Raw genomic sequence first — 21,477 nt, 5'->3', positions numbered from 1 at the left:
GCGGCGGCCTACCCGAAGTCCTCCGAGGTGGAGCGGAGCGACCCCTCGGCCTGGGCCTCGTCGAACCCGGCCCGGTACCCCTCGTCGTACGCCTCGTCGGCGCCCTGCCGGAACAGGTCGCGCTCGCTCGGCCGCTGGATCGAGCGCGCACCGGGCAGGTCGAGGTCGCCGACGTAGCGGTCGAGCCCTCGGACGATGGCGACCGGCACCCCCGACGACTTGCCCTTCACGAGCTCGGCGGCGCCGGCGATCTCGTCGGCCACGCACGGCATCGTCACGGAGAGGGGCTTGCCCGAGGCATCCGTGCCGCCCCGCAGGTCGTCGAAGACGTGCACGCCGGCCGCGCCGATCGCGAGGTCGGTCTGCCCCTCGCGCCAGGGCCGGCCGAGCGTGTCGGAGAGGATGACACCCACGCGGTGCCCGGTGAGCGCGCGCAGGCCGGTCGCGAGATCGCGTGCGGAGGCGTCGGGATCGACGGGCAGCAGCAGCACGGTGCCGTCGGGCGCGTTCGAGGCGTCGACCCCGGCGGCGGCACCCACGATGCCCTGCCGGTTCTCGACGATGCGGGTGATGCCGCCGTCGTACTCGCGCGTCGCGACGACGCGCACGGTCTCGGCGGTGATCGCGGCTTCGCGGTCGGATGCCTCGACGACGCGCCCCTCGGCCTTCGAGACGATCTTCGACGTCACGACGAGGATGTCGCCGTCGGCGAGCTCGGTCGCCGACGCGATGAGCGCGGCGAGGTCGTCGCCCTTCGAGATCTCGGGCAGCCCGTCGACGCCCTCGACGCTGAAACCTGCAGCCATGGACGCTCCCCCATCGGACTCCGCTGCCGCCGGGTGGCGGCGCAACCATTCTGGCAGTTCACCGGCCCTGCCATAGCGGGCGGGTCGCGGGCAAGGGCCTGAACCGACCGGATGCCGCGGCGATACGATCGCGTATGGCCACCGACACCTCCGCCGCGCGGAACGAGACGCCGACCGAGCGCCTCGACCGCAACTGGGCGGACATCCTGCAGGAGCTGCGCTCCGTGCTGACGGGCACGCAGCTCATCTCGGGCTTCCTGCTGGCGGCCGCCTTCCAGCCCCGCTTCGCCGACCTCGACGAGTACGAGCTCGTGCTCTACCTGACGCTCGTCGGGCTCGCCGGCCTCGCCACGGTGCTCGGGCTCGCACCCGTGATCCTGCACCGCATGCTCTACGGGCGCCGCCAGAAGGATCGCCTCGTGCGCACGGGAAACCGGATCCTGTTCGTGCTGCTCGGCGTCGTGTCGCTGCTCGCGGTCGGCGTCGCCGGGCTCATCTTCGACGTCGCGGTCAGCCGCGAGGCCGGCTTCATCGCGATCGCCGTCGCGCTCATCGCCGTCGCGGCGGTCTGGATCGTGGTGCCGGTGCTCGCGCGCAGCGGCGACTGACGCGGCTCGTGGTGTCGCCGGCCTGACCTACGCTGGAACCCATGCGCATCGCCACCTGGAACGTCAACTCGATCCGCACCCGCGTCGGCCGTGTCGTCGACTGGATGGTGCGCGAAGACGTCGACGTGCTGGCCATGCAGGAGATCAAGTGCAAGCCCGAGCAGTTCCCGCACGAGGCGTTCGAGCAGGCCGGCTACGAGCTCGCGCTGCACGGGCTCAACCAGTGGAACGGGGTCGCGATCGCGAGTCGCACGCCGATCCGCGACGTCGAGATCGAGTTCCCCGGCATGCCGGGCTTCCTGAAGGGCCACGACGGGCCCGACCTGCCGAAAGAGGCACGGGCGATCGGCGCCACCGTCGACGATGTGCGGCTCTGGAGCCTCTACGTGCCGAACGGCCGCGCGCTCGGCGACCCGCACCTCACCTACAAGCTCGACTGGTACGCCGCGCTCACCGAGTACACCCGCGCCGAGACGACGGCCCACCCCGAGCGTCCGTTCGCGCTCATGGGCGACTTCAACGTGGCGCCGTTCGACGTCGACAACGGCGACCCGACCGTCGTCGTCGGCCAGACCACCCACGTGTCGCCCGAAGAGCGGGCCGCGTTCTTCGCGCTCGAGGGCGCGGGGCTCTCCGACGTGGTGCGGCCGCATGTGCCCGAAGGGCTCTTCACCTACTGGGACTACAAGCAGCTGCGGTTCCCGCGCAACGAGGGCATGCGCATCGACTTCATCCTCGGCTCGAAGGCGTTCGCCGACGCCGTGACCGGCGCGTCGATCCACCGCAACGAGCGCAAGGGCGACGCCCCGAGCGACCACGTCCCGGTGCTCGTCGACCTCGAACTCGGCGACGACGACGGCGACCTGCCGATGATCTTCGGCTGACTCGCGCCGACCGCAACCCCCAGTCATGACGCAGGCGAGCGGGATACGCTCGAAGACGTGACGAGCACGCACCATCCCGGCGCCGACCCGTTCATCGGGGCGGTGCTCGGCGGGCGCTACCGGCTCGAGGCGCTCATCGGCCGAGGCGGCATGGCGAGCGTCTACCGCGCCCACGACGAGTCGCTCGGCCGCGCCGTCGCGGTCAAGCTGTTCGCCGAGGCCGCGGAGGGCATCGACGACGCCGCGAGACGGCGTTCGGAGGTCGCGCTGCTGGCGAGCCTCCAGCACCGAGCGCTCGTCCGCCTGTACGACGCCGCCCGCGACCCCGCGACCGGGCGCGAATACCTCGTGATGGAGCTCGTCGAGGGACGCGACCTCCGCGAGGCGCTTCGGCACGGGCCGCTCGACGCGGCCGACGCGGCCGGGATGCTCGCCGACCTCGGCGAAGCCCTGCACGTCATCCACGACCGCGGCATCGTGCACCGCGACGTGAAGCCCGCGAACGTGCTGCTCGAACCGGCTCACCTGCCCGCGCGCACGTGGAACGCGAAGCTCGCGGACTTCGGCATCGCCCGGCTCATCGACGACGCCCGGCTCACCCGCACCGGGCTGCTCGTCGGGACCCCCGGATACGTCAGCCCCGAGCAGGTCGGGGGCACGCCGGCCGGCCCGGCCTCCGACGTGTACTCGCTCGGGCTGCTCGCGCTCGAGGCGCGCACGGGCCGCACCGCGTTCCCCGGCCCCGCGGCCGAGGCGGCGGGCGCCAGGCTCGTCCGCGACCCCGAGATCCCCGAGGCGCTCGGCGCCGACTGGGTCGCGCTGCTCAGCGCGATGACCGCGCGCGAGCCCGAGGCGCGACCCTCGGCGCTCGAGGTCGCCGTCGCCGCCGGACGCCTCGACACGTCGGACGGCGCCGGCGGCACGGCGACGGGTCCGACGCGGGTGCTGCCGGTCGCGGTCGGCTCGGCGGCGGCCGGCGCGACGGCTGCCGGCATGTCCGGCGCGTACGGAGCCACCGGGGCCACCGTGGCCATGCCGGCCGACGAACGCGATGCCCCCGAGGGCGATCGTCGCTCGCGTCGGCGTCGACCGGCCCTCGTCGTGGCCGCCCTCGCGATCGCCGCCGTCGCGATCGTGCTGATCACGCACGCGGTCATCGGTGCGGTGACCACGGGCGGCGAAGCGGACATCGGTCCGACGCCGACGACGCCGGCCGGCTCGAGCACGCCGAGCGAGACCGCGACGCCGACGCCGACGCCGACGCCGACCGAGGCCGACGACGACAACAGCGGGCCCGGCAACAGCGGCGGCAACCGCAACGACGGCGACAAGGACGACAAGGGCAAGGGGAAGAAGGACGACTGAGCGGGGTCGACGCCGTTGCGCCCCCGGCGCCCGTTCGCCGGGGCGACGCCCTGAGCCCTAGCATCATGGGATGCCCGTTCTCGAACTCCCCGGCGCCGGACTCCGCTACGAGACGGCCGGCGCCGTCTCCGACCCCGCCCTGCTGCTGATCCCGGCCGGCATCGCGACCCTGCGCATGTGGGACGAGCAGGCCGAGGCCCTCGCCGCGCAGCACTTCGTGGTGCGCTACGACCCGCGCGGGTTCGGCGGCACGAGCCACGACTTCTCGGTGCCGTTCGCCAACCACGACGACGCGATCGCGCTGCTCGACCACCTCGGCATCGAGCGGGCGACCGTCGTCGGTGCGAGTCGCGGAGGGGCGCTCGCGATCGACGTCGCGCTCGCGGCTCCCGACCGCGTCGCCGGCCTCGTCACGATCGGCGCGCGCATCGGCGGCCACCCCGACGTGGCGCCGACGCCCGACGAGCAGCATCGCATGGACGCGGTCGATGCGATCGACCCGCTGACCGACCCGGCCGGGTACATCCGGCTCGAGACGGCACTGTTCGCCGTCGGCACCGGGCGAGGCGAGTCGGACCTCGACCCGGCGTTCCTCGCCCGGGCGCACGAGCTCGCCGAGCCGAACATCGCGCACGTGGCCGACGACGGCGAGCAGGTGCCGCTCGACCCGCCCGCTGCCGAGCGCCTCGGCGAGATCGCCGTGCCGACCCTCGCGATCGTGGGCGAGCACGATCTCACGCCCTTCGCCGTGCAGTACGAGGCGATCGTCGAGTCCGTGCCGCACGCGACCGGGATCCGCGTCGCGGGCACCGCGCACCTGCCGAGCGTCGAACGGGCCGACGAGGTCGGCGCAGCCCTCCGCCGCTGGCTCGACGAGCACGGGCTCTAGCCGACTCCGCCCGCGCGGCCCGACCCGCCCGTCGCGTCAGTCGGGCCGCGGCAGCACCGTGAGCACGCGCGTCGTGAACTCGAGGAAGCGCCGCATGAACATCCGCAGGAACTCCTCGGTGCTCTCGACCGTCACCTCGCCGTCGGGGGTGATGAGCCCGGGCGTCACGTGGATGTACGCCTCCGGCGCGTTCATCTGCGGCGCGTTGCAGAAGCTCAGGATGCTGCGCAGGCTCTGCTGGGCGACCGCCGTGCCGAGCGCCCCCGGCGAGGCGCCGATGACGGCCGACGGCCGCCCGGTCAGCGCGTTCTCGCCCCAGGGGCGGCTCGCCCAGTCGATCGCGTTCTTGAGCGGGCCCGGCACCGAGCGGTTGTACTCGGGCGTGACGAACAGCAGCGCATCCGACGCCTGGATCGCGGCCTTGTAGTCGCGCGCGACCTGCGGATAGTCGGGGTCGTAGTCGCGACTGTAGAGCGGGAGGTCGCGGTAGACGATCTCGTCGAACGCGAACTCCTCGGGCGCGATTCGCATGAGCGCCTTCGCGAGCGTGCGGTTGATCGAGTCGCTCGCGAGGCTGCCGATGAAGACCCCGACCCGATAGGGCGGCTCGTGGTGGATGATGTCGACCTGCATGTGAGAACCCCCTCGTCTCGTGGGTTCCAGACTGCACCCGCTCGCGGCGACCCGCCAGAGGCACGACCCGGCGGGGATCCGCGAGGTCAGCGCATCGCGCGGTAGGCCGTCCGCTCGTCGGGCGTCAGGTGCTCGGTCGCGTACGAGAGCATCGTGCGCGGCATCCGGGCCGCGTGCTCGTCGAGGAACCGGGTGAGTTCGTCCCGGTCCACCCGTTTGCCCGCCTCGCGCAGCATCCAGCCGACCGCCTTGTGGATGAGGTCGTGGCGATCGTCGAGCAGCCGCTCGGAGATCGCGAGCGCCGGGCGGGCATCGCCCGCCTTCGTCGCCGCGAACGTCGCGAGCACCGCGACGCGGCGCGGCCACACCGAAGGGGATGCCGCGAGCTCGACGACGAGCGCAGGTTCGACCTGCTCGACGGGGGCGCTCGTGAAGAGCACCTCGCCGACGAGCACCTCGGCCGAGCTGTCGACGAGATCCCAGTTGTCGACGCGACCGCGTCGCACCGCCGCGAGGTAGGCGTCGTGCAGTCGCAGCCGAGCCGCCTCGTCGCGCGTGCGCGTGCGGCTCGCGCGGCCGAACTGCGCGACCATGACGAGCAGTGCCGCGAGGCGGTGCTCGTGGACGGGGCTGTCGAGGAGCTCATCGACCTCGGCGGGGGGCAGCTCGGTGAAGCGGCGCACGACCGCGCGGGTCTCGGGCACCGTCACCCCGATGAAGCGATCGCCTTCGGCGTAGCCTCCGGGGCCGGTCTTGAAGAACCGTGCGAGCTGCGGTAGCCGGTCGGGGTCGGCCGCCTCTGCGAGCGCGGCGCGCACGGCGTCGGCGCCCTGGGCCGCGGGCGAGGCATCCGTCATGCCGGTACGCTACCGCGGCCCTTCCCTCTCGGCGGGGCATCGGCCACGATGGAGCGATGAGCGAAGCGATCACCGAGACCGAGCCAGCAGCAGACGGCGACCAGGTCGTCGAATTCCGCCCGATCACGGGCGACGACCTGCGCATGTGGCTGCCCGAGTCGATGGCCTACTACGAGGCGGCGCGGCTGCGCGCCGGCGACACCCCGTCGGAGGCGAAGGCGGCCGTCGAGGCGTCGACGAATCGCTTCTTCGCCGACGGCGAGATGAAGCCAGGTCATGTGCTGCTCGCGATCTTCGTCGACGGCGAGGATGCCGGCTGGCTCTGGCTCGGCCCGTGGGCCGAGGGCGGCGACGCCTGGTGGGTGTGGGACGTGCACGTGCGCGAGCCCTTCCGCCGGCGCGGCCTGGGGCGTGCCGCCATGCAGCACGCCGAAGAGGTGGCGCGCGAGCACGGCTCGCCGACGCTCGGCCTCAACGTCTTCGCCTACAACCTGCCCGCGATCGAGCTGTACGAGAGCCTCGGCTTCGAGGCGGCGTCGCTGCACATGGCGAAGAGCCTCTGAACGCGAAGGGCCCCGGCACGCGCGGCGTGCGGGGGCCCTTCGACGGAGGGAGCGGTCAGGCTCGCGCGGGCTCGTCTCCGGCGTCGCGCGCCTCGGCCGGTGCGGATGCCCCGGCGGCGACCGGCTCGGCGGCGGCGTCATCGTCGGTGGCGGGCGCGGCGGCGACCGGCTCGGCGGCCGTCGCCTCGTCGAGCACCGGCGCCGCGACCGGCTCGGCGTCGAACTCGTCGTCGTCGATCGACTCGACCTCGTCGGCCGGCGCTTCGGCCGCGGGCTTGGAGAGGGCGCCGAAGCCGATCAGCGCACCGAAGAGGGCGAGCGACACGACGATTCCGACGATTCCGGCGGTGACGAGGCCGCTCGAGGCGACGATCGCCGACTGGCTGCCGTAGACGTCGGCCGCGGTGCCGGTCTGGCTCGTGAGCGCGGCGTTCAGGGTCGCGGTCGCCGAGTTCGTGGAGAGGGCGCCGATCACGGTGACGACCACCGAGCCGGCGAGCGCGATCGTGGGCAGGATCAGCGCAATGGGGGCGGACGGACGGGCAGTGGTCATGCGGGCGACTCGATTCGGATCGTTCACGACGGGTGCTCGGGAGCGAGCCCCGCGGGCCGACGGCATGCGACCCGAGCCTCGACGATACGGGTGAAGGCTATGGGTCGGCTATGCCCCGTCTCCACGAACGCATCGTGCGATCAGCACCGCTGCCTCAGCGCAGCACGAGAGCGGGGTCGGCCGGTCAGGCACGAGCCCCGCTCTCGGTCGCGGCTCATCGATTGCGCGGTGAGATCGGTCGCGGCGACGGGGTGGGCACCGGGGTCGCGTTCTCGTGGGCGGTGAACTGCTCGGCGTACTGCGCGAGGCGCTGCCCCTGCTGGTCGGCGGCGTTCGTGCCGGCCTCGCCGACCGATTCGGCCTGCTTCTGCTGACGCATGAGTTCGGGGATCGAGACCGTGACGCGACGCTCTCCGAGGCGTTCGCGGATCGCCTGCTGCTGCAGGCTCACCGCGTCGAAGGCGCGCGAGTCGAACGACTGCTGCACGGCCTGTTCGCCCTTCTCGGTACGAGCGGCCCGCTGCTGTGCGGATTCCGCACGAGCGGCGTCCTGCTGCGCCTCGAGCGAGGTGGTCGCGCGCTGCTGCACGCCGCCGTGGGCGGCGGTCCGCTGCAGGGCGGCCTCGCGACGGGCGCTGTCCTGCTGGGTCTGCAGCGAGGTGATGCTCGCGGCGCCCGAGCCCTGCTCGACCTGCGAACGCACTCCGGCGCACCCGCTGATCGAGATGATGATCACGGCGGCGCCGATCGCAGCGGCTCCGCCCTTCTTGATGTTCATGGTCCTCTCCTGTTCTGTCGGGGGTTGACGGGGATCTGAACGATCCTCAAATTACGGATCGGCGGGACCCCCGACATCAGGACGCCCACCGGACCTGCGGTCGGTTCCGGCGCGGGTCCGGAGGCGTGCAGGCACCGAGGGCGGTCGGGGCAGGCGCTGAGGTATTCTCATGATTGCTCGGCTGCGGCCGTTGCGCCGACTTGGCGATCTCGATCGCCGGATCGAGCCCGAACGCAGCATTCCCGCGTCGGGACGCAATCAATCGCGAGCGGATGCCTCGTAGCCTTGAGTTGTGCGGCGATTCATGCCGCACGCCATCACCCATCAGCAGTATCTGATCCCTCAACGAGGAACGGAGGTTCACAATGTCGAACATCACGATCGACCCCATCGTCGGCGAACCCGAGGTCCTCGAGGACGTCACGCCCGAGCAGATCGCCCTCGCCGACGGCGTCGAGAACGACCCGTCCTGGCTCCGCCTCAAGGAGTCCGCGACGAAGCTCCAGTCGCTCCAGGTGAAGGACGGCTCCGTCCCCGTCGAGGCCGACAAGGCCGAGGCATCCGCCCTCGTCGACGCCATCGTCGAGTCGGTCGCCGCGCTCGCGCCGCGCTTCCCGCACGAGGCCGCGTACCTCACCGCGCTCCAGGCAGACTTCCGCAAGTGGCAGGCCGCGGGCCTCGAGGTCCCCGACTTCCTCGACTCGCTCGTCGAGTTCCAGCCGCAGCGTCACCGCATCGACGGCATCCGCCACCTCGTCGTCTTCCCGATGTACACGCAGAACGGCTCGCTCGACCGCCACGTCGAGGCGCTCGTCGTCGAGACGATCTGGCCCGAGTTCATCGCGGCCCTCGAGGCCGGCGACTACGGCAACAAGCTCTTCGTGTCGCTGCGCCTCGTCGACTTCACGCCCGGCTACGACACCAACTCGGCGGTGCTCTTCCCCGAGACCGTCGCGATGCGCGAGATCCCGCCGTTCACGTGGGGCGCCATCTTCCAGGACCGCGAGGCCGCCCGCTACCGCAAGGTCGTGCGCGCCGCGAGCGACATCACGAAGCTCGAACTGCCCGCCGACGCGGCCGAGATGCTCACCGACCAGGAGCTCACCGAGCGCACCTTCGTGATGTGGGACATCATCCACGACCGCACCCACATGCGCGGCGACCTGCCGTTCGACCCGTTCATGATCAAGCAGCGCATGCCGTTCTTCCTCTACTCGCTGGAAGAGCTGCGCTGCGACCTGACCGCCTTCCGCGAGTCGGTGAAGATCCAGCGCGGGCTCGACGCCCGCCTGGCCAAGGGCGAGGAGCTCACCGACGTCGAGGAGCAGATGCGCTCGACCGGCAAGCTCGTGCAGTACGCGGTCATCTTCGACCGCATCTTCCGCTTCGCGATCACCGGTTCGCGCGTGCGCAACTACGACGGCCTCGGCGGCCAGCTGCTGTTCGCCTGGCTGCACAAGAAGCACGTGCTCGAATGGCGCGACGTCGAGCTCAGCTTCGACTGGGACAAGGTCGCCGACGCGGTCGTCGAGCTCGGCGACGCGATCGACCTGCTCTACTGGGAGTCGATCGACCGCCCGAAGACGGTGCACTGGCTCAAGGCCTACGAGCTCGTCTCGTCGGTCGTCACGCCGAACCCGGCGTCGGTCTGGGCCGAGGGCCTGCCACGCGAGGTGCTCGCCGGCCCGCCCAAGGGCTACACCGACCTCGTGATGGACGACGAGTTCCCGCTCTCGATGTTCTTCGAGGCGCTCGACAAGAAGATGAAGCCCGTCATCGAGTCGACCGTCGGCATCACGGCCAAGACCGAGGTCTGACCCCACCGTTTCAGGAAGACGTACGCTGCTCAGGACGGAATCTGCGGTTTCGTCCTGAGCAGCTTCCTTTCTCCTGGATCACGCTTCCACTCAGCTCGACGAGGAGCCCCACATGACCGACCACCCCACCGGCGCCGCAGGGCGCACCGTGCTCATCGCGGGTGCCACGAGCGCCTCGGGCCGGGCCGTCGCCCGCGCGCTCCTCGAGGCGGGTGCCCGCGTCGTCGCCGTCGGCAGCGACCGCGGCCGGCTCGACGAGATGGCGGCGGAGCTGCCCGGCATCGTGACCGAGGTCGCCGACCTCACCGACCAGATGCAGGTCTGGCCGCTCGCGATGCGCGTGCACGGTCGCGTGGGCGACGTCGACGGCATCGTCCACCTCGTCGGCGGATGGCGCGGCGGAGGAGGCATTCCGGGGCAGACCGAAGAGGACTACCGCGTGCTCGAGCGCTCCTTCTCGGCGCTGCGCCATGTGAGCCGGGCGCTCTGGGACGACCTCATCGCCTCCCCCGCCGGCCGCATCGCCATCGTCTCTTCGACGACCGTCGAGCGCCCCACCGCGGGCGGTGCGAACTACACGGCCGTCAAGGCCGCGAGCGAGTCGTGGATGCAGTCGCTCGCGCACGGCCTCGCCAAGGAGGCGCCCGCAGGTGCTGCCGTCACCTTCCGGGTGAAGGGGCTCGCCGGCCTCGAGGAACGGCTCGCCGACGAGGTCGTCGCCCTCTGGTCGAAGGATGCCTCGGAGCTGAACGGGCGCGTCGAGACGCTCGCCTGACTGCTGCTCAGCCCTCGGCGCCGGACGATTCGCCGTCGGGCGCGCCGGCGTCGGGCGCGCCGGCGTCGGGGGCATCGCTCGGCGGGGGCGTCGCCGACTCCTCCTGGTCGTGCTCGACGGCGACCACGAGGCATCCCTCGCCGCCCTCGGTGCCGTAGAGCGCCTCTCGCCAGGCGGCCTGTCCGGGCTCGGTGAGGTCGTCGGGCATCGCCGGCGCGAGCGATTCGGGGTCGGGCGACTCGGCCTCCCACCACTTCCAGTGGCGGTACTCGAAGCCGGCACTCGTCATGCAGTCGCGCACGAGCTGCTGGAACGACAGCCATGCCGCCTGTTCTTCGGCCGTGGGCACGGGGTCGGCGGGTGGCGGCGTCTCGTCGCCGGGTTCATCGGGCGAGGTTCCGGGCGAGGGCGCCGGGTCGTTCGGCTCGGGCGTCGTCGAGTGGCGCGGCACCGGCTCGGTCGGGCCTCGACCGCTGCCGGGATCGCCCGGGCCGCCCGGCGCATCGGCGCCGCGCGCACCTGCATCGTCGTCGCCCGCGGTCGCCTCGCCGGCCCCGCTCGTGTCGCCGGCGTCCGCCCCGGGGACGCGCGGACCGGTGCCCGTCTCGGGGTCGAGCTCGTCGACCGCCCCCGGTTGCACGCGGGCGTCGTAGAGCACGGGTGCGCCGGTGCGCGCGACGGCCACGCCGAGCGACACCGAGCCGACGAGCAGCACGGCCATCGCGGCGCACAGCAGGAGGACCTTGCGCACTCGGCACCTCCTCGTCGCGCCGCGGCAACCGGTCGGCGCTCAGGCGTCCGGCCATGCTACGTGACCCCCGAACGGGGTACAACCCCCCTCAGGCGGTTTCATGCGCCTCCGCAGGGCGCCGATACGGGCGCGGCGAGACCGGCGACGTCAGCCGACGACGAGCGGCGAGATCGTCATCGTCGAGACGTCGCCGTCGCACACGGTGATGGCGTACGCGGCGTCGATCCCGGCGTCGGCGCCGTCGGGGCTGAGGCGGGCGCGGACACCAGACGCGTCGACGGGCGTGCAGTCGTACGCGCCGGCCTGCGACGCCCGGACGTGCGCGGTCGCGACGCCGCCGGCCGGCACGACGACGAGTGACGACGTTCCGGCGTCGGCGACTGCGGGCATGCCCACCTCGGCGCCGTCGGCGGCGATCGCGATGAGGCCGGGCCAGCCGTCGAAGCTGCACGCGTCGTCGGACATGTTCGTGAAGACGAGGCTGAACCCGAAGGAGCCGGCGCCCGACTCGTCGGGCAACGGTTCGACCGCGAGCGCGAACTGCCCGTCGAGGCAACGGAGTGCGAACGCGTCGTCCGAGAACGGCTCCTGGTCGCGTTCGGCGACGCCGGGGTCGCCGGCGGAACCGGTGGCGTCGGCGCCGGTGCCGGGAGCCGTCGTCGCCGAGTCGGATGCGGCCGGCGCGCTCGAGGCGGTCGGCTCGCCCCTCGAGTCGCCCGAGAACGTCGCACCCGCGCAACCGCTCAGGGCGATCGCACCCGCCAGCAGCACGCCGAGGGCGACGACGATGCGTGTGACCCTGACCGACATGTCCCACTCCTCACCGCGGCGACGTCGCCGACGCCACAGGCTAACCCCCGAGGCATCCACCGGGAAGAGGGATGGCCCTGATGCGCCCCAACCGTTACGCGTCCCGGTCAGTCGGCCTGCGGCCCGCCCTTGGGCTCGGCCGCATCGGCGGCCGTCGCCTCGTCGGGGACGCCCGTCGCGACGTCGGCCGGCGACTGCTGGCGGCGGCTGAGCCAGATGAACGGCACGGCGAGCACCTGGAACGCACTGCTCACGAGCAGCGACCCCGGGTACCCCCACAGGTCGGCGGACCGGCCGAGCACGGGCTGGATGACCGCACCGCCGGCGCTGCCGAGCAGCGAGTCGAACGAGAGCACGGTCGCGCGCTGGGCCGACGGGATCATGTCGTTGAGGTACGCCCGCCGCACCGGGCCCGCGGCCGCGTCGACGAGGCCCCAGAGCACGAGCAGCAGGAGCGCGAGCCAGAAGCTCCGGTTGAGGCCGAGTGCCACGAGCACGCCCGTGCTCACGACGAGGCTCAGCAGGACGGTCGTCGTGCGCCGGCGGAAACGACGCCGCACCCACGGTGCGAGGTAGCCGCCGATCACCTGGGCTCCCGACAGGATGGCCGCCGCGAGCCCGGCGATCGAGTACGCCTCCTCGTCGCCCCACAGCTCGACGAGATACGGCTGCAACGCGTAGAAGACGTAGAAGCCGACGCCGGTCGTGAAGAACGACGCGAGCATGAGGTATCGCACCGGCGGGCGGCCGAGCCCGTAGGTCAGCGACGCCTTGAAGACCGTCTTCGTCGCCTGCAGCGGGTGCGCACGGCCCGCGGGTGTGAACCCGAGGTCGTGCATGAGCAGGGCGGCGACGACGAACATGATGACGAGCACGCCCGCGCGCATGATGAACGGCACGCCCAGGTCGGTCGCCTGCGCAACCGCGCCGCCCGTGATCGAGCCGATGAACATCGCCGCGCCCGACAGCGCCGTGCCGCGGCCGAACACCCGTTCGAGGCTGCCCGTGTACCCGGTCGCCGTGAGGGCGTCGACGAGCCACGCCTCGGTCGCACCCGAGAAGAACGTGAAGCCGAGGCCGAGCAGTACCGAGACCACGGCCCACGCCCAGAACGGCGCCTCGATCACCCAGAGCCAGTAGTACATGGCCGTCGTGGCGGCGAGGGTGATGGTGCCGAGCAGGTACGACATGCGTCGCCCGAGGGTGTCGGCGACGACCCCCGTCGGCACCTCGAAGATGACCATGCCGACCGAGAAGAACGCGTTCGCCGCGAAGGCCTCGAGATTCGAGAGGCCCGCGTCGAGCAGGAACAGCGTGTTCACGCCCCAGATGAACGACGCCGCGAGCGTGTTGCCGATGAGCAGGGTGAAGTAGACGGACTGCACCCGTCGCGCCGTCTGGGTCACCGCCGTCGGCTCGCTCACCCGCCCATCATCCTCCCGACCGGCCCCGCACGGAAGCGGTACGCTCACGCCATGGTGCGCTTCCTCATCCGGCTCGGCGTCTCGCTCCTGCTCGCCGCCCTCGCCCTCTTCATCGCATCGCTGCTCGTTCCGGGCATGCACCTGCACTGGTCGGGGTTCCTCGTCGCGATCATCGTGTTCGCCGCCGTGCAGGCGCTCCTCGAGTGGCTCGTCGAGACCCTCTTCCACCGCGGCGCCCCCGCGGTGGCGGGTGTCGCCGGACTCATCTCGACCGCGGTCGCCCTCTTCGTCGCCTCCCTCGGCGACGGCATCACGTTCGACGGCGTCGCGCCGTGGGTGCTCGCCGCCGTCATCGTCTGGATCATCACCGCGCTCGCCGCCTGGCTCTCGGGCAAGTACCTGCTGCCGCGCATCGCGCCCGAGAAGAAGCGGGCCTGAACCGCTGAGCAGGCGGATGCCTCGGGTCCGGCGTCGACCCCGAGGCATCCGTCTCGTCGTGCATCAGTGCATGGCGTCGCGGCCGTTGACGTGCACGGCGTAGCCGTAGCAGCCCGCGTCCTCCCAGCGGTAGGCGGAGCCGGTTCCGGCGTCGCCGCCCTCCGCGAGCGCCCATTCCGCCTCCTGTTCGGGGGTGAGGTCGTCGGGCATCGCGTCCTGGGGATCGACATCCATCGGGTCGGGCGTGAGGTAGGCGGGATTCCACCACTCGAAGTAGAGGTACTCGAAGCCCTTGTCGGCCATGCACCGACGGACGTCGTCTTGGAAACCGAGCCACTTCTCGCGCGGTGTCGGCAGGTCGGGGTCGTCGGGCGGCACCGGTGCCGACAGCGGCGTGCCGGCGGCCCGGGCGGCCTCGGCCGCCGCCTCGGCCTCGGTGCCACACCCGCCTTCGAGACTGTACGGGTGGTCGGGCCCCAGCAGCGCCTGACCCCACAGCACGGATGTCTCGAAATCGAGTCCGACCGGCTGGGAGTCCTCTTCGAGCCACCACCGGGCGATGCGGTACTCGTACCCGCGCTCCGCCATGCACTGTCGGATGAGCTCTTGCACGCCCAGGTACTCCGACCGCTCCTCCATCGTCACGTAGTCGGGGTCGCTCGGCTCGAGGTACGGGTTGTAGCTCGCCGCCATGGTGCCGGTGCCGGGCTTCGGCGGGGCCTTCGGCTCCTGCGGGGGCGGCGTCGGCACGCCCGGCTCGACCTTGGGCAGCGACGCGAGGTACGACTCGGTCGCGTCCAACGGTTCGCCGTCGTCGCCCACGGCGACCGGTCCGGCGCCCGGCTCGGCGACCCGCTCGGGCTGCGGCTGGTTCGCCGCGTAGGCGGCCGCACCCAGGGCGACGATCGACGCCCCGCCGATCACGGCCCCCGAGATCGCGACGACCGCGGCGATGCGCTGCAGGTTCATGCCCGCGCCTCCTCTCCGGTGGGCGCGACGTCGACGGTAGGGTCGCTTCGCCGACGGCGCGCCCACATGCCTCCGGCACTCGGCAGCCACCACGCCGCCATGGCGACGAAGAAGAGCACCCCGGCCGCCGACATGGCGCGGTTCACGAGCATCGCCTGTTCGATCGCGGCCGCATAGAACGCGCCGAGCGTCGTGCTCGACGCGATGAGGGCGTACATGCCGAACCTGATGAGCACGTAGCTCGCCGCGGCGAGCCAGAGCGCGCCGAGCCACCGGAACCGCGGCGCGGCCGTCAGCACCGCCCCGAGCACTGCCATCGCCAGGCCGAAGACACCGGCCGCGACGAGATCCCACGCGCCGGCCCAGTCGCCCGAGGCCATGCTCGCGACCGTCCGCCAGACGACGAGCACGCCCCACGCGAGGAGCAGCGCCGTCGCGAGGTGGGCCAGCGCGGGCATCGCGAGCGGGAAGGTGCCGCGCGGCGCGGTCAGCGCGAGCCGTCGCAGTTGCGCCTGCCGCCAGCTGAGGTCGGCGGGGATGCCGCGGATCAGACGCCCCACGATCGACCGCGACACCCCCCGTTCTCCGGTCTCGGCGGCGACGGCGCGCTCTTCGTACAGGTCTGAGGCGAGCTCGGCGCGACGGGCGGTCGCGACCGGCTCCGCGAGGTCGCGCGTGTACCAGCGGCACCAGCCGAGCACGACGGCGTCGACGCGATCGGCCCCCGTGCGCGGCTCGACCGTGCGTTCGACGAACGCGTCGCCCAGGTCGAGCCCGTCGCCGCTCATGCGAACGCCGCCTTCGGTCGAGCGGCCGGTGCGGGCTCGCGCGCGGCGAGCTCGGCGCGGTGGGCGAGCTCACCGGCGCCGGTGACGCGGTAGAGGCGGCGGCGCGGGCGACCCTCGGCCTCGGCGAGCACGGCCTCCTCCCAGGTCGACTCGAGCAGCCCCGCCTCGGTCATGCGGGCGAGGGCCTTGTAGAGCGTGCCGTGCGCCGTGAGCGCGGCCGCCTCGTTGCGTTCGGCGATGCGCTTCGCCAGGGCGAAGCCGTAGAAGTCGCCGTCGTCGTGCTGCAGGTCGATGCCTGCGGCGAGGATGTCGACCTCGAGGTCGAACAGTCGCCCTTCACGTCTGCGTGCCATGCGGAAAGAATAGGAAGATATCTTCCTATAGTCAAGGGTTCCGTCGCGCCGACGGCCACCGCCCGCTCCTCGGGCGGCGAGGTCGACCCACTCCTCGCCGTCCTCGGGCACCTCGCCGCGGCATCCCCGTCAGAACCTTCTCGTGAACGGCAGCGGCTTGCGCATGCGCACCAGCAGCACGATCGGCACGAGCACGTACGGCAGGTTGAACGCCAGGAACTTGACCGGGTTCGTCGTCTGCCACTCGGGCTCGCCGAAGAACTCGACGCCGAACACGATGATGCCCGTGATCGTCGAGATCATGGTCGCGTAGATGACGCTCGGCAGCTGGATCCAGTTCCAGCCCTTGATGAGCGAGGTCACGAGCAGGATGTAGAACGGCATGTACACGAACGCCGAGAGCCCCGTGACGATGCGCATCCACGTCGGCGGCTCGGCGAACAGCGGATCGGTGTCGTGCGCGTACCAGTAGTTCGAGTTGACGAAGAAGTTCGACGACGGCTGCGAGATGTCGACGCCGAGGGTCGGCAGCATGTCGCTGATGAGGCTCGTGATCGTGAAGATCGAGAAGATCACGATGAAGAACCAGTCGAAGGGGCGCTCGCGCAGGCGCAGGTTCGGGGCGGACGTCGGGGCAGCCGTCATGGGTCGAGAGCGTACAACGAGGATGCCTCGTGGCGCACGCGTGTCGTCACGGGGCCCGGTCGCGGGCGAAGTGCGGCGACGGCAGCGAGCACCTGTGGAGGACTCGCGGCAGCACTTGCCTGTGCAGGGCGACGACGACGGCGGCAGCGGCAGCGGCAGCGGCGCTGTCGGCGGCGGTCGGAGTCGATACCTCGGCATCGGCGCCGCGGCGAGCGCTCGACCGCCGCGTGTAGCCTCCCCACGTGACCACCGTGATCCGCGCCTCCGCCGTACTGCTCGACATGGACGGCACGCTCGTCGACTCGACCGCCGTGGTCGAGCGGGTGTGGACCGACTGGGCGGTCGAGCACGGACTCGATCCGGCCGACGTCCTGCCGGTGATCCACGGCAGGCAGGCGCACGCGAGCATGGCGATCCTGCTGCCGGCGCGAGCCGTCGACGAGAACCTCGCCGACAACCGCGCGATGCTCGAGCGCGAGACCACCGAGACCGAGGGCGTCGTCGCCGTCGCCGGCGCCGCCGGCCTCCTGCGTGCACTCGCCGGGGTGCCGCATGCGCTCGTCACGTCGGCCACGCTCGCACTCGCGACCGCTCGCATGGCGGCCGCCGCGCTCCCGATGCCCGCGATCGCGGTCACCGCCGAGAACGTGACCGAGAGCAAGCCCGATCCCGAGGGATTCCTCGCGGCGGCCGCCGCGCTCGGCGTCGCACCGCACGACTGCGTGGTGTTCGAAGACTCCGGAGCCGGGATCACCGCCGCCCACCGGGCCGGCATGCGCGTCGTCGGCGTCGGCCAGCTCGCCGAACGGCATGGGGCCGATCATCTCGTCGCCGACCTCTCGACCGTGCGGGTCACCGTCGACGGGCCGACGTTCACCATCACGCTGACGCAGCGCTGAGACACCGCGACGAGCCGCGCTGCGGATGACCGCGACGGGGCGCACCCCGCGCCCACTGTCGCAGCACCGCAGCGCCGCACCACCGCAGCACCGCAGCACCGGACCGCCCCATCTCCGCCGCACGACGGATCTCGCCGCGACCACGGCTCGCTAGCGTGGAGGGATGCCCGAATCCCTGATCAACGCGCAACCGGTCGCGCCGGGCGCGGAATGGGTGCGGCCGCGCCCCGACCGACGCGGGTACCGCAACGACCTCGTCCTGGCGCTCGTGCTCGCCGCCGGCACCGCCGCCAGCGTCGTGCTCTACCGGGCCACCGGCTGGGGCGAGGGAACGCCGTGGTGGGCCTCGGCGCTCTGGGTGGTCGGCATGAACCTCCCCCTGGCCGCGCGGCGCCGGTGGCCCGAGGCGGTCGCTCTCGTGGCATCCGCGGTCTTCATCGCGGGCGGGCAGACCGGCGTCGGCGAGGCGCTCTTCTCGAACATCGCACTCTTCGTCGCGATCTACTCGGTCGGCGCCTGGAGCCGCAGCCGCCGCATCGCGACGATCGTGCGCGCGGTCATCGTCGTCGTGATGTTCGGCTGGCTGTTCTGGGGGCTCATCTTCTACTCGGCCATGCAGGACCACCTGCCCGAACTCTCCCGCGAGGGCGGCCTGCTCTCGCCGTACGTCGCGTACGGCCTCATCAACGTGCTGACCAACCTGCTCTTCTTCGGTGGCGCCTGGTACTTCGGCGACAACGCCTACCGGTCGGCGCGCGCCCGGGCCGAGCTCGAGCAGCGCACGGGCGAGCTCGCCGCCGAACGCGAACGCACCCGCACGCAGGCCGTCGCGCTCGAACGCCTGCGCATCGCACGCGAACTGCACGACGTCGTCGCGCACCACGTCTCGGTCATCGGCGTGCAGGCAGGCGCCGCCCGCCGGGTCCTCGCGAAGGACCCGGCCGCGGCCGCCGCGTCGCTCTCGACGATCGAATCGAGCGCGCGCGAGGCCGTCGACGAGTTGCACGCGCTGCTCGGCACGCTCCGCAGCGACGGCGACACGGGTCCGGTCGACCTCGGCGACACCGGTGGGGTCGACGACCGCGGCGGCGTCGGCGAGGCGGCCGCCACGAGCACCTCCACCCGCGGACTCGCCCGCCTCGACGAGCTCGTCGCCGAGTCGTCCGACGGCGGGCTGTCGGTGACGCTGTCGATCGTCGGCGAGCCGCGACCGATCTCGCAGATGGTCGACCTCAGCGCCTACCGCATCGCGCAGGAGGCCCTCACGAACGTGCGCAAGCACGCGGGCGCCGCCGCGACCGCCGAGGTCCGGGTGCGCTGGACGGACGCGGCGCTCGAGGTCGAGGTCACGAACACGGGCACGGCGACCACGCTCGCCGGCAATGCACGACGCGGGGATGCCTCGACCGGGGCCGGCCTCGGCCAGCTGGGCATGCGCGAGCGGGTCGCCGCCGTCGGCGGCACGCTCGAGCTCGGACCGCGCGCCCGCGGCGGCTATCTCGTGCGCGCGAGTCTCCCGCTCCGGCGGGTCGAGGAGGTGGGCGCGTGAGCATCCGCGTGCTCGTCGTCGACGACCAGAGCCTCGTGCGGGCGGGGTTCCGCACGATCCTCGACTCGGAGGACGGCATCGAGGTGGTCGGCGAGGCCGCCGACGGCCGGGCCGCACTCGACCGGGTCGCGGAACTCGCCCCCGACGTCGTCTGCATGGACGTGCAGATGCCCGGCATGGACGGCCTCGAGGCGACGCGGCGCATCACGGCCGACGCGGCGACGACCGCGGCCGTGCTCGTGCTCACGACGTTCAACCGCGAGGACTACCTGTTCGCCGCACTCGATGCGGGCGCGAGCGGGTTCCTGCTGAAGAACTCGAGCCCCGAGCAGCTCATCGAGGCCGTGCAGGTCGTCGCCCGGGGCGACGCGCTGCTCTCGCCCGACGTCACACGGCGGGTGATCGAGGCGGCACGACCCGGCCGGCCGAGGAGCGGCGACCCTTCGACCGCTCGACCGGCTCAGGGGGAACCGGGCTTCGGAATCGAGACGTTCGCAGACCCCGTCGCCGACCGCGACGCCTCCGGCGACGGCGTCGCGGGGCAGCCGGCGGCGCGCTCCGGCACCTCGACCGCGACATCCCCCGCCCTGCTCACGCTCACCGACCGCGAACGCGAGGTGCTCGAACTGCTCGCCGAGGGCATCTCGAACGCCGAGATCGCCGAACGGCTGTGGGTCGGCGAGGCGACCGTGAAGACGCATGTGTCGAAGGTGCTCATGAAGCTCGGCATCCGCGACCGGGTGCACGCCGTCGTCTACGCGTACGAGCACGGCGTTGTGCGCCCGCGCGGCTGAATCCGGATCGGGGTTGACGCACGCCCACGACCGACCTACGGTTAAGCAATTCATTAATTAAGGAGTTGCTTACATTGGTCGAGGCGAACGACGAGCTGAGCGCGGTGTTCCAGGCGCTCGCCGACCCGACCCGCCGCGCGATGCTCTCGCGCCTGCGCGTCGGCCCGGCGACCGTCGGCGAGCTCGCCGAGCCCTTCACGATGAGCCGCCCCGCGATCTCGCAGCACCTCAAGGTGCTCGAACGCGCCGGCCTCATCGAGCGCACCGCGACGGCCCAGTGGCGCACGTGCACCCTCCGCACCGAGCCCCTCGACGAGGCGTCCGCGTGGGTCGAACGACACCGCGGCGAGTGGAACGACCGCTTCGACCTGCTCGCCGAGCACCTCCGCACCATGAAGGAGAATTCGGAATGACCGAGTACCAGACCACGACGACGGATGCCTCCGGCTCCGCCGAACGCCCGCAGTTCACGATCACCCGCGTGTTCGACGCACCCCGCGAACTCGTCTGGCGAGCATGGACCGAGCGCGCCGACGCCGCCGAGTGGTGGCACCCGCGCGACGTCACGATCAAGCCGGGCAGCATCGACCTCGACGCACGTGTCGGCGGCCGCTACCGGTACACGATGGTCGCGCCCGACGGAACCGAGTACCCCACCGCCGGTGTCTACCGCGAGCTCGACGCCCCGAAGCGCCTCGTCATGACCTGGGGCTCGCCCGGCGATCCCGACGACGGCGCGCCGGTCATCACGGTGACCCTCCGCGAACTCCCCGGCGAGCGCACCGAGATGCTGTTCCACCTCATGGGGATCGCCGGCGCTGCGGGCGACGACAACGTCTACGACGGGTGGGACTCGGCGTTCGACGTGCTCACCGAACACCTCGACGGGCCCGGCCCGTCGTCGGGAAGCGAGGCGAGCTGATGGGCCGCCTCATCGTCGAACAGGTCGTGACGGCCGACGGGTACGCCGCCGACCCCGACGGCGGCATCGGGTTCTTCGAGGCGCTGATCCCGACCGGGGACGACGGCGAGCCCCAGCTCAACGACGCCGAGCAGCTCGCCTACGTCTCGCAGGCCGACGCGATCCTGTTCGGCGCGACGACGTACCGCATGTTCGCCGACTACTGGCCGAAGGCCGACCCCGCCGTCGAGCACGTCGCCGGGCTCATCGATCGGCTGCCGAAGCTCGTCGTCTCGAACACGCTGGCCGAGGCGCCGTGGGGCGACGGCCGGATCGAGATCCTCTCGGGCGACGGCGCCGAGCGCACCGCCGAGGTGAAGCAGCGATTCGACACGACCATCGTGTGGGGCAGTCTCGTCCTCACCGACGCCCTCTTCGCGGCCGGTCTCGTCGACGAGCTCCACCTGCGCATCGTGCCGGTGCTGCTCGGCGACGGTCGATCGTTCACGCCGACCGCGATGACCGACCGGGGCCTGACGCTCGACCGCGTCGCCGAACGCCCCGGTGGGGTCGTGAGCCTGCGCTATCGCGTGCGCTGAGCGCCGTCGCGCCACGGAGGCCGGGAAGC

The 21,477-nt window shown here is 72.1% G+C and carries 26 protein-coding genes; 14 read left to right on the top strand and 12 right to left on the bottom strand.

Annotated elements, in window-relative coordinates:
• Positions 1 to 8: 8 nt before the first annotated feature.
• Positions 9 to 806 (bottom strand): coenzyme F420-0:L-glutamate ligase, encoded by a 798-nt coding sequence (gene cofE, locus LR269_RS04435; protein ID WP_231429558.1) that lies wholly within the window; start codon positions 804 to 806, stop codon positions 9 to 11.
• A 134-nt stretch (positions 807 to 940) separates the two neighbouring features.
• On the opposite strand from cofE, the gene LR269_RS04430 reads away from it, so the two are divergent.
• From LR269_RS04430 to LR269_RS04415, 4 genes are all read left to right on the top strand, one after another.
• The gene (locus tag LR269_RS04430; RefSeq protein WP_231429557.1) at positions 941 to 1,414 is read left to right on the top strand and encodes a DUF6328 family protein; all 474 of its coding nucleotides are present in this window, start codon (positions 941 to 943) and stop codon (positions 1,412 to 1,414) included.
• A gap of 41 nt (positions 1,415 to 1,455) precedes the next feature.
• Entirely contained in the window at positions 1,456 to 2,298 is an 843-nt protein-coding gene (locus LR269_RS04425) for an exodeoxyribonuclease III (protein WP_231429556.1), read from the top strand.
• 57 nt (positions 2,299 to 2,355) lie between these two features.
• Positions 2,356 to 3,663, top strand: coding sequence for a serine/threonine-protein kinase (locus LR269_RS04420; RefSeq protein ID WP_231429555.1), 1,308 nt, complete (start codon positions 2,356 to 2,358; stop codon positions 3,661 to 3,663).
• 70 nt (positions 3,664 to 3,733) lie between these two features.
• Positions 3,734 to 4,552: an alpha/beta fold hydrolase gene (locus LR269_RS04415; RefSeq protein WP_231429554.1), complete on the top strand. Its 819-nt coding sequence runs from the start codon at positions 3,734 to 3,736 to the stop codon at positions 4,550 to 4,552.
• Positions 4,553 to 4,588: 36 nt separating this feature from the next.
• Here LR269_RS04415 and LR269_RS04410 read toward each other — a convergent pair whose 3' ends face one another.
• Both LR269_RS04410 and LR269_RS04405 read right to left on the bottom strand, forming a co-directional pair.
• A complete protein-coding gene (locus LR269_RS04410; protein WP_231429553.1) occupies positions 4,589 to 5,185 on the bottom strand; it encodes an NADPH-dependent FMN reductase in 597 nt (198 codons plus the stop codon).
• An 86-nt stretch (positions 5,186 to 5,271) separates the two neighbouring features.
• Positions 5,272 to 6,042 carry a DNA alkylation repair protein gene (locus tag LR269_RS04405; protein ID WP_231429552.1) on the bottom strand — a complete coding sequence of 257 codons (771 nt, stop codon included), beginning with the start codon at positions 6,040 to 6,042 and terminating at the stop codon, positions 5,272 to 5,274.
• Between the two features lie 56 nt (positions 6,043 to 6,098).
• On the opposite strand from LR269_RS04405, the gene LR269_RS04400 reads away from it, so the two are divergent.
• A complete protein-coding gene (locus LR269_RS04400) occupies positions 6,099 to 6,605 on the top strand; it encodes an N-acetyltransferase (RefSeq protein WP_231429551.1) in 507 nt (168 codons plus the stop codon).
• A gap of 55 nt (positions 6,606 to 6,660) precedes the next feature.
• On the opposite strand, the gene LR269_RS04395 is transcribed toward LR269_RS04400, so the two are convergent.
• Positions 6,661 to 7,158: a hypothetical protein gene (locus LR269_RS04395; RefSeq protein WP_231429550.1), complete on the bottom strand. Its 498-nt coding sequence runs from the start codon at positions 7,156 to 7,158 to the stop codon at positions 6,661 to 6,663.
• A 214-nt stretch (positions 7,159 to 7,372) separates the two neighbouring features.
• Positions 7,373 to 7,936: a hypothetical protein gene (locus LR269_RS04390; RefSeq protein ID WP_231429549.1), complete on the bottom strand. Its 564-nt coding sequence runs from the start codon at positions 7,934 to 7,936 to the stop codon at positions 7,373 to 7,375.
• Positions 7,937 to 8,301: 365 nt separating this feature from the next.
• Between LR269_RS04390 and LR269_RS04385 the strand changes: the two genes are divergently transcribed.
• Both LR269_RS04385 and LR269_RS04380 read left to right on the top strand, forming a co-directional pair.
• Positions 8,302 to 9,753, top strand: a complete 1,452-nt coding sequence (locus LR269_RS04385; protein WP_231429548.1) for a DUF6421 family protein — start codon at positions 8,302 to 8,304, stop codon at positions 9,751 to 9,753.
• A gap of 112 nt (positions 9,754 to 9,865) precedes the next feature.
• Positions 9,866 to 10,528 carry an SDR family oxidoreductase gene (locus LR269_RS04380; RefSeq protein ID WP_231429547.1) on the top strand — a complete coding sequence of 221 codons (663 nt, stop codon included), beginning with the start codon at positions 9,866 to 9,868 and terminating at the stop codon, positions 10,526 to 10,528.
• Between the two features lie 7 nt (positions 10,529 to 10,535).
• Here LR269_RS04380 and LR269_RS04375 read toward each other — a convergent pair whose 3' ends face one another.
• The 3 genes from LR269_RS04375 to LR269_RS04365 all read right to left on the bottom strand — a co-directional run bounded on the left by LR269_RS04375 (position 10,536) and on the right by LR269_RS04365 (position 13,513).
• On the bottom strand, positions 10,536 to 11,279 hold the full coding sequence (locus tag LR269_RS04375) for a hypothetical protein (protein WP_231429546.1): 744 nt from the start codon (positions 11,277 to 11,279) through the stop codon (positions 10,536 to 10,538).
• A gap of 147 nt (positions 11,280 to 11,426) precedes the next feature.
• Positions 11,427 to 12,089, bottom strand: coding sequence for a DUF4232 domain-containing protein (locus LR269_RS04370; protein WP_231429545.1), 663 nt, complete (start codon positions 12,087 to 12,089; stop codon positions 11,427 to 11,429).
• A 107-nt stretch (positions 12,090 to 12,196) separates the two neighbouring features.
• The gene (locus LR269_RS04365; RefSeq protein ID WP_374201077.1) at positions 12,197 to 13,513 is read right to left on the bottom strand and encodes an MFS transporter; all 1,317 of its coding nucleotides are present in this window, start codon (positions 13,511 to 13,513) and stop codon (positions 12,197 to 12,199) included.
• Between the two features lie 51 nt (positions 13,514 to 13,564).
• On the opposite strand from LR269_RS04365, the gene LR269_RS04360 reads away from it, so the two are divergent.
• Complete coding sequence (locus LR269_RS04360; protein ID WP_231429544.1) at positions 13,565 to 13,951, top strand: phage holin family protein; 387 nt, start codon at positions 13,565 to 13,567, stop codon at positions 13,949 to 13,951.
• A 63-nt stretch (positions 13,952 to 14,014) separates the two neighbouring features.
• Here LR269_RS04360 and LR269_RS04355 read toward each other — a convergent pair whose 3' ends face one another.
• The 4 genes from LR269_RS04355 to LR269_RS04340 form a co-directional block, all read right to left on the bottom strand.
• On the bottom strand, positions 14,015 to 14,920 hold the full coding sequence (locus tag LR269_RS04355) for a hypothetical protein (protein WP_231429543.1): 906 nt from the start codon (positions 14,918 to 14,920) through the stop codon (positions 14,015 to 14,017).
• Positions 14,917 to 15,708 carry a hypothetical protein gene (locus LR269_RS04350; protein WP_231429542.1) on the bottom strand — a complete coding sequence of 264 codons (792 nt, stop codon included), beginning with the start codon at positions 15,706 to 15,708 and terminating at the stop codon, positions 14,917 to 14,919. Before LR269_RS04350 ends, LR269_RS04355 begins: the two co-directional genes overlap by 4 nt.
• Positions 15,705 to 16,061 carry a PadR family transcriptional regulator gene (locus tag LR269_RS04345; RefSeq protein WP_231429541.1) on the bottom strand — a complete coding sequence of 119 codons (357 nt, stop codon included), beginning with the start codon at positions 16,059 to 16,061 and terminating at the stop codon, positions 15,705 to 15,707. Before LR269_RS04345 ends, LR269_RS04350 begins: the two co-directional genes overlap by 4 nt.
• Positions 16,062 to 16,190: 129 nt before the next feature.
• Positions 16,191 to 16,706: an emopamil-binding family protein gene (locus LR269_RS04340; RefSeq protein ID WP_231429540.1), complete on the bottom strand. Its 516-nt coding sequence runs from the start codon at positions 16,704 to 16,706 to the stop codon at positions 16,191 to 16,193.
• 242 nt (positions 16,707 to 16,948) lie between these two features.
• Here LR269_RS04340 and LR269_RS04335 point away from each other — a divergent pair, with 242 nt between their 5' ends.
• From LR269_RS04335 to LR269_RS04310, 6 genes are all read left to right on the top strand, one after another.
• The gene (locus tag LR269_RS04335) at positions 16,949 to 17,605 is read left to right on the top strand and encodes an HAD-IA family hydrolase (protein WP_231429539.1); all 657 of its coding nucleotides are present in this window, start codon (positions 16,949 to 16,951) and stop codon (positions 17,603 to 17,605) included.
• A 163-nt stretch (positions 17,606 to 17,768) separates the two neighbouring features.
• Complete coding sequence (locus LR269_RS04330; protein ID WP_231429538.1) at positions 17,769 to 19,154, top strand: sensor histidine kinase; 1,386 nt, start codon at positions 17,769 to 17,771, stop codon at positions 19,152 to 19,154.
• Positions 19,151 to 19,948, top strand: a complete 798-nt coding sequence (locus tag LR269_RS04325) for a response regulator transcription factor (protein WP_231429537.1) — start codon at positions 19,151 to 19,153, stop codon at positions 19,946 to 19,948. Before LR269_RS04330 ends, LR269_RS04325 begins: the two co-directional genes overlap by 4 nt.
• A gap of 74 nt (positions 19,949 to 20,022) precedes the next feature.
• Positions 20,023 to 20,361 carry a helix-turn-helix transcriptional regulator gene (locus LR269_RS04320; protein ID WP_231429536.1) on the top strand — a complete coding sequence of 113 codons (339 nt, stop codon included), beginning with the start codon at positions 20,023 to 20,025 and terminating at the stop codon, positions 20,359 to 20,361.
• A complete protein-coding gene (locus LR269_RS04315) occupies positions 20,358 to 20,870 on the top strand; it encodes an SRPBCC domain-containing protein (protein WP_231429535.1) in 513 nt (170 codons plus the stop codon). Before LR269_RS04320 ends, LR269_RS04315 begins: the two co-directional genes overlap by 4 nt.
• Positions 20,870 to 21,448 (top strand): dihydrofolate reductase family protein, encoded by a 579-nt coding sequence (locus LR269_RS04310; protein ID WP_231429534.1) that lies wholly within the window; start codon positions 20,870 to 20,872, stop codon positions 21,446 to 21,448. The genes LR269_RS04315 and LR269_RS04310 overlap by 1 nt, the downstream gene beginning before the upstream one ends.
• The last annotated feature ends 29 nt before the right edge of the window (positions 21,449 to 21,477 follow it).

This window comes from Agromyces sp. S2-1-8, assembly GCF_021129215.1.
Lineage (GTDB): Bacteria > Actinomycetota > Actinomycetes > Actinomycetales > Microbacteriaceae > Agromyces > Agromyces chromiiresistens.
This window is presented reverse-complemented; position numbering and strand designations above follow the sequence as displayed.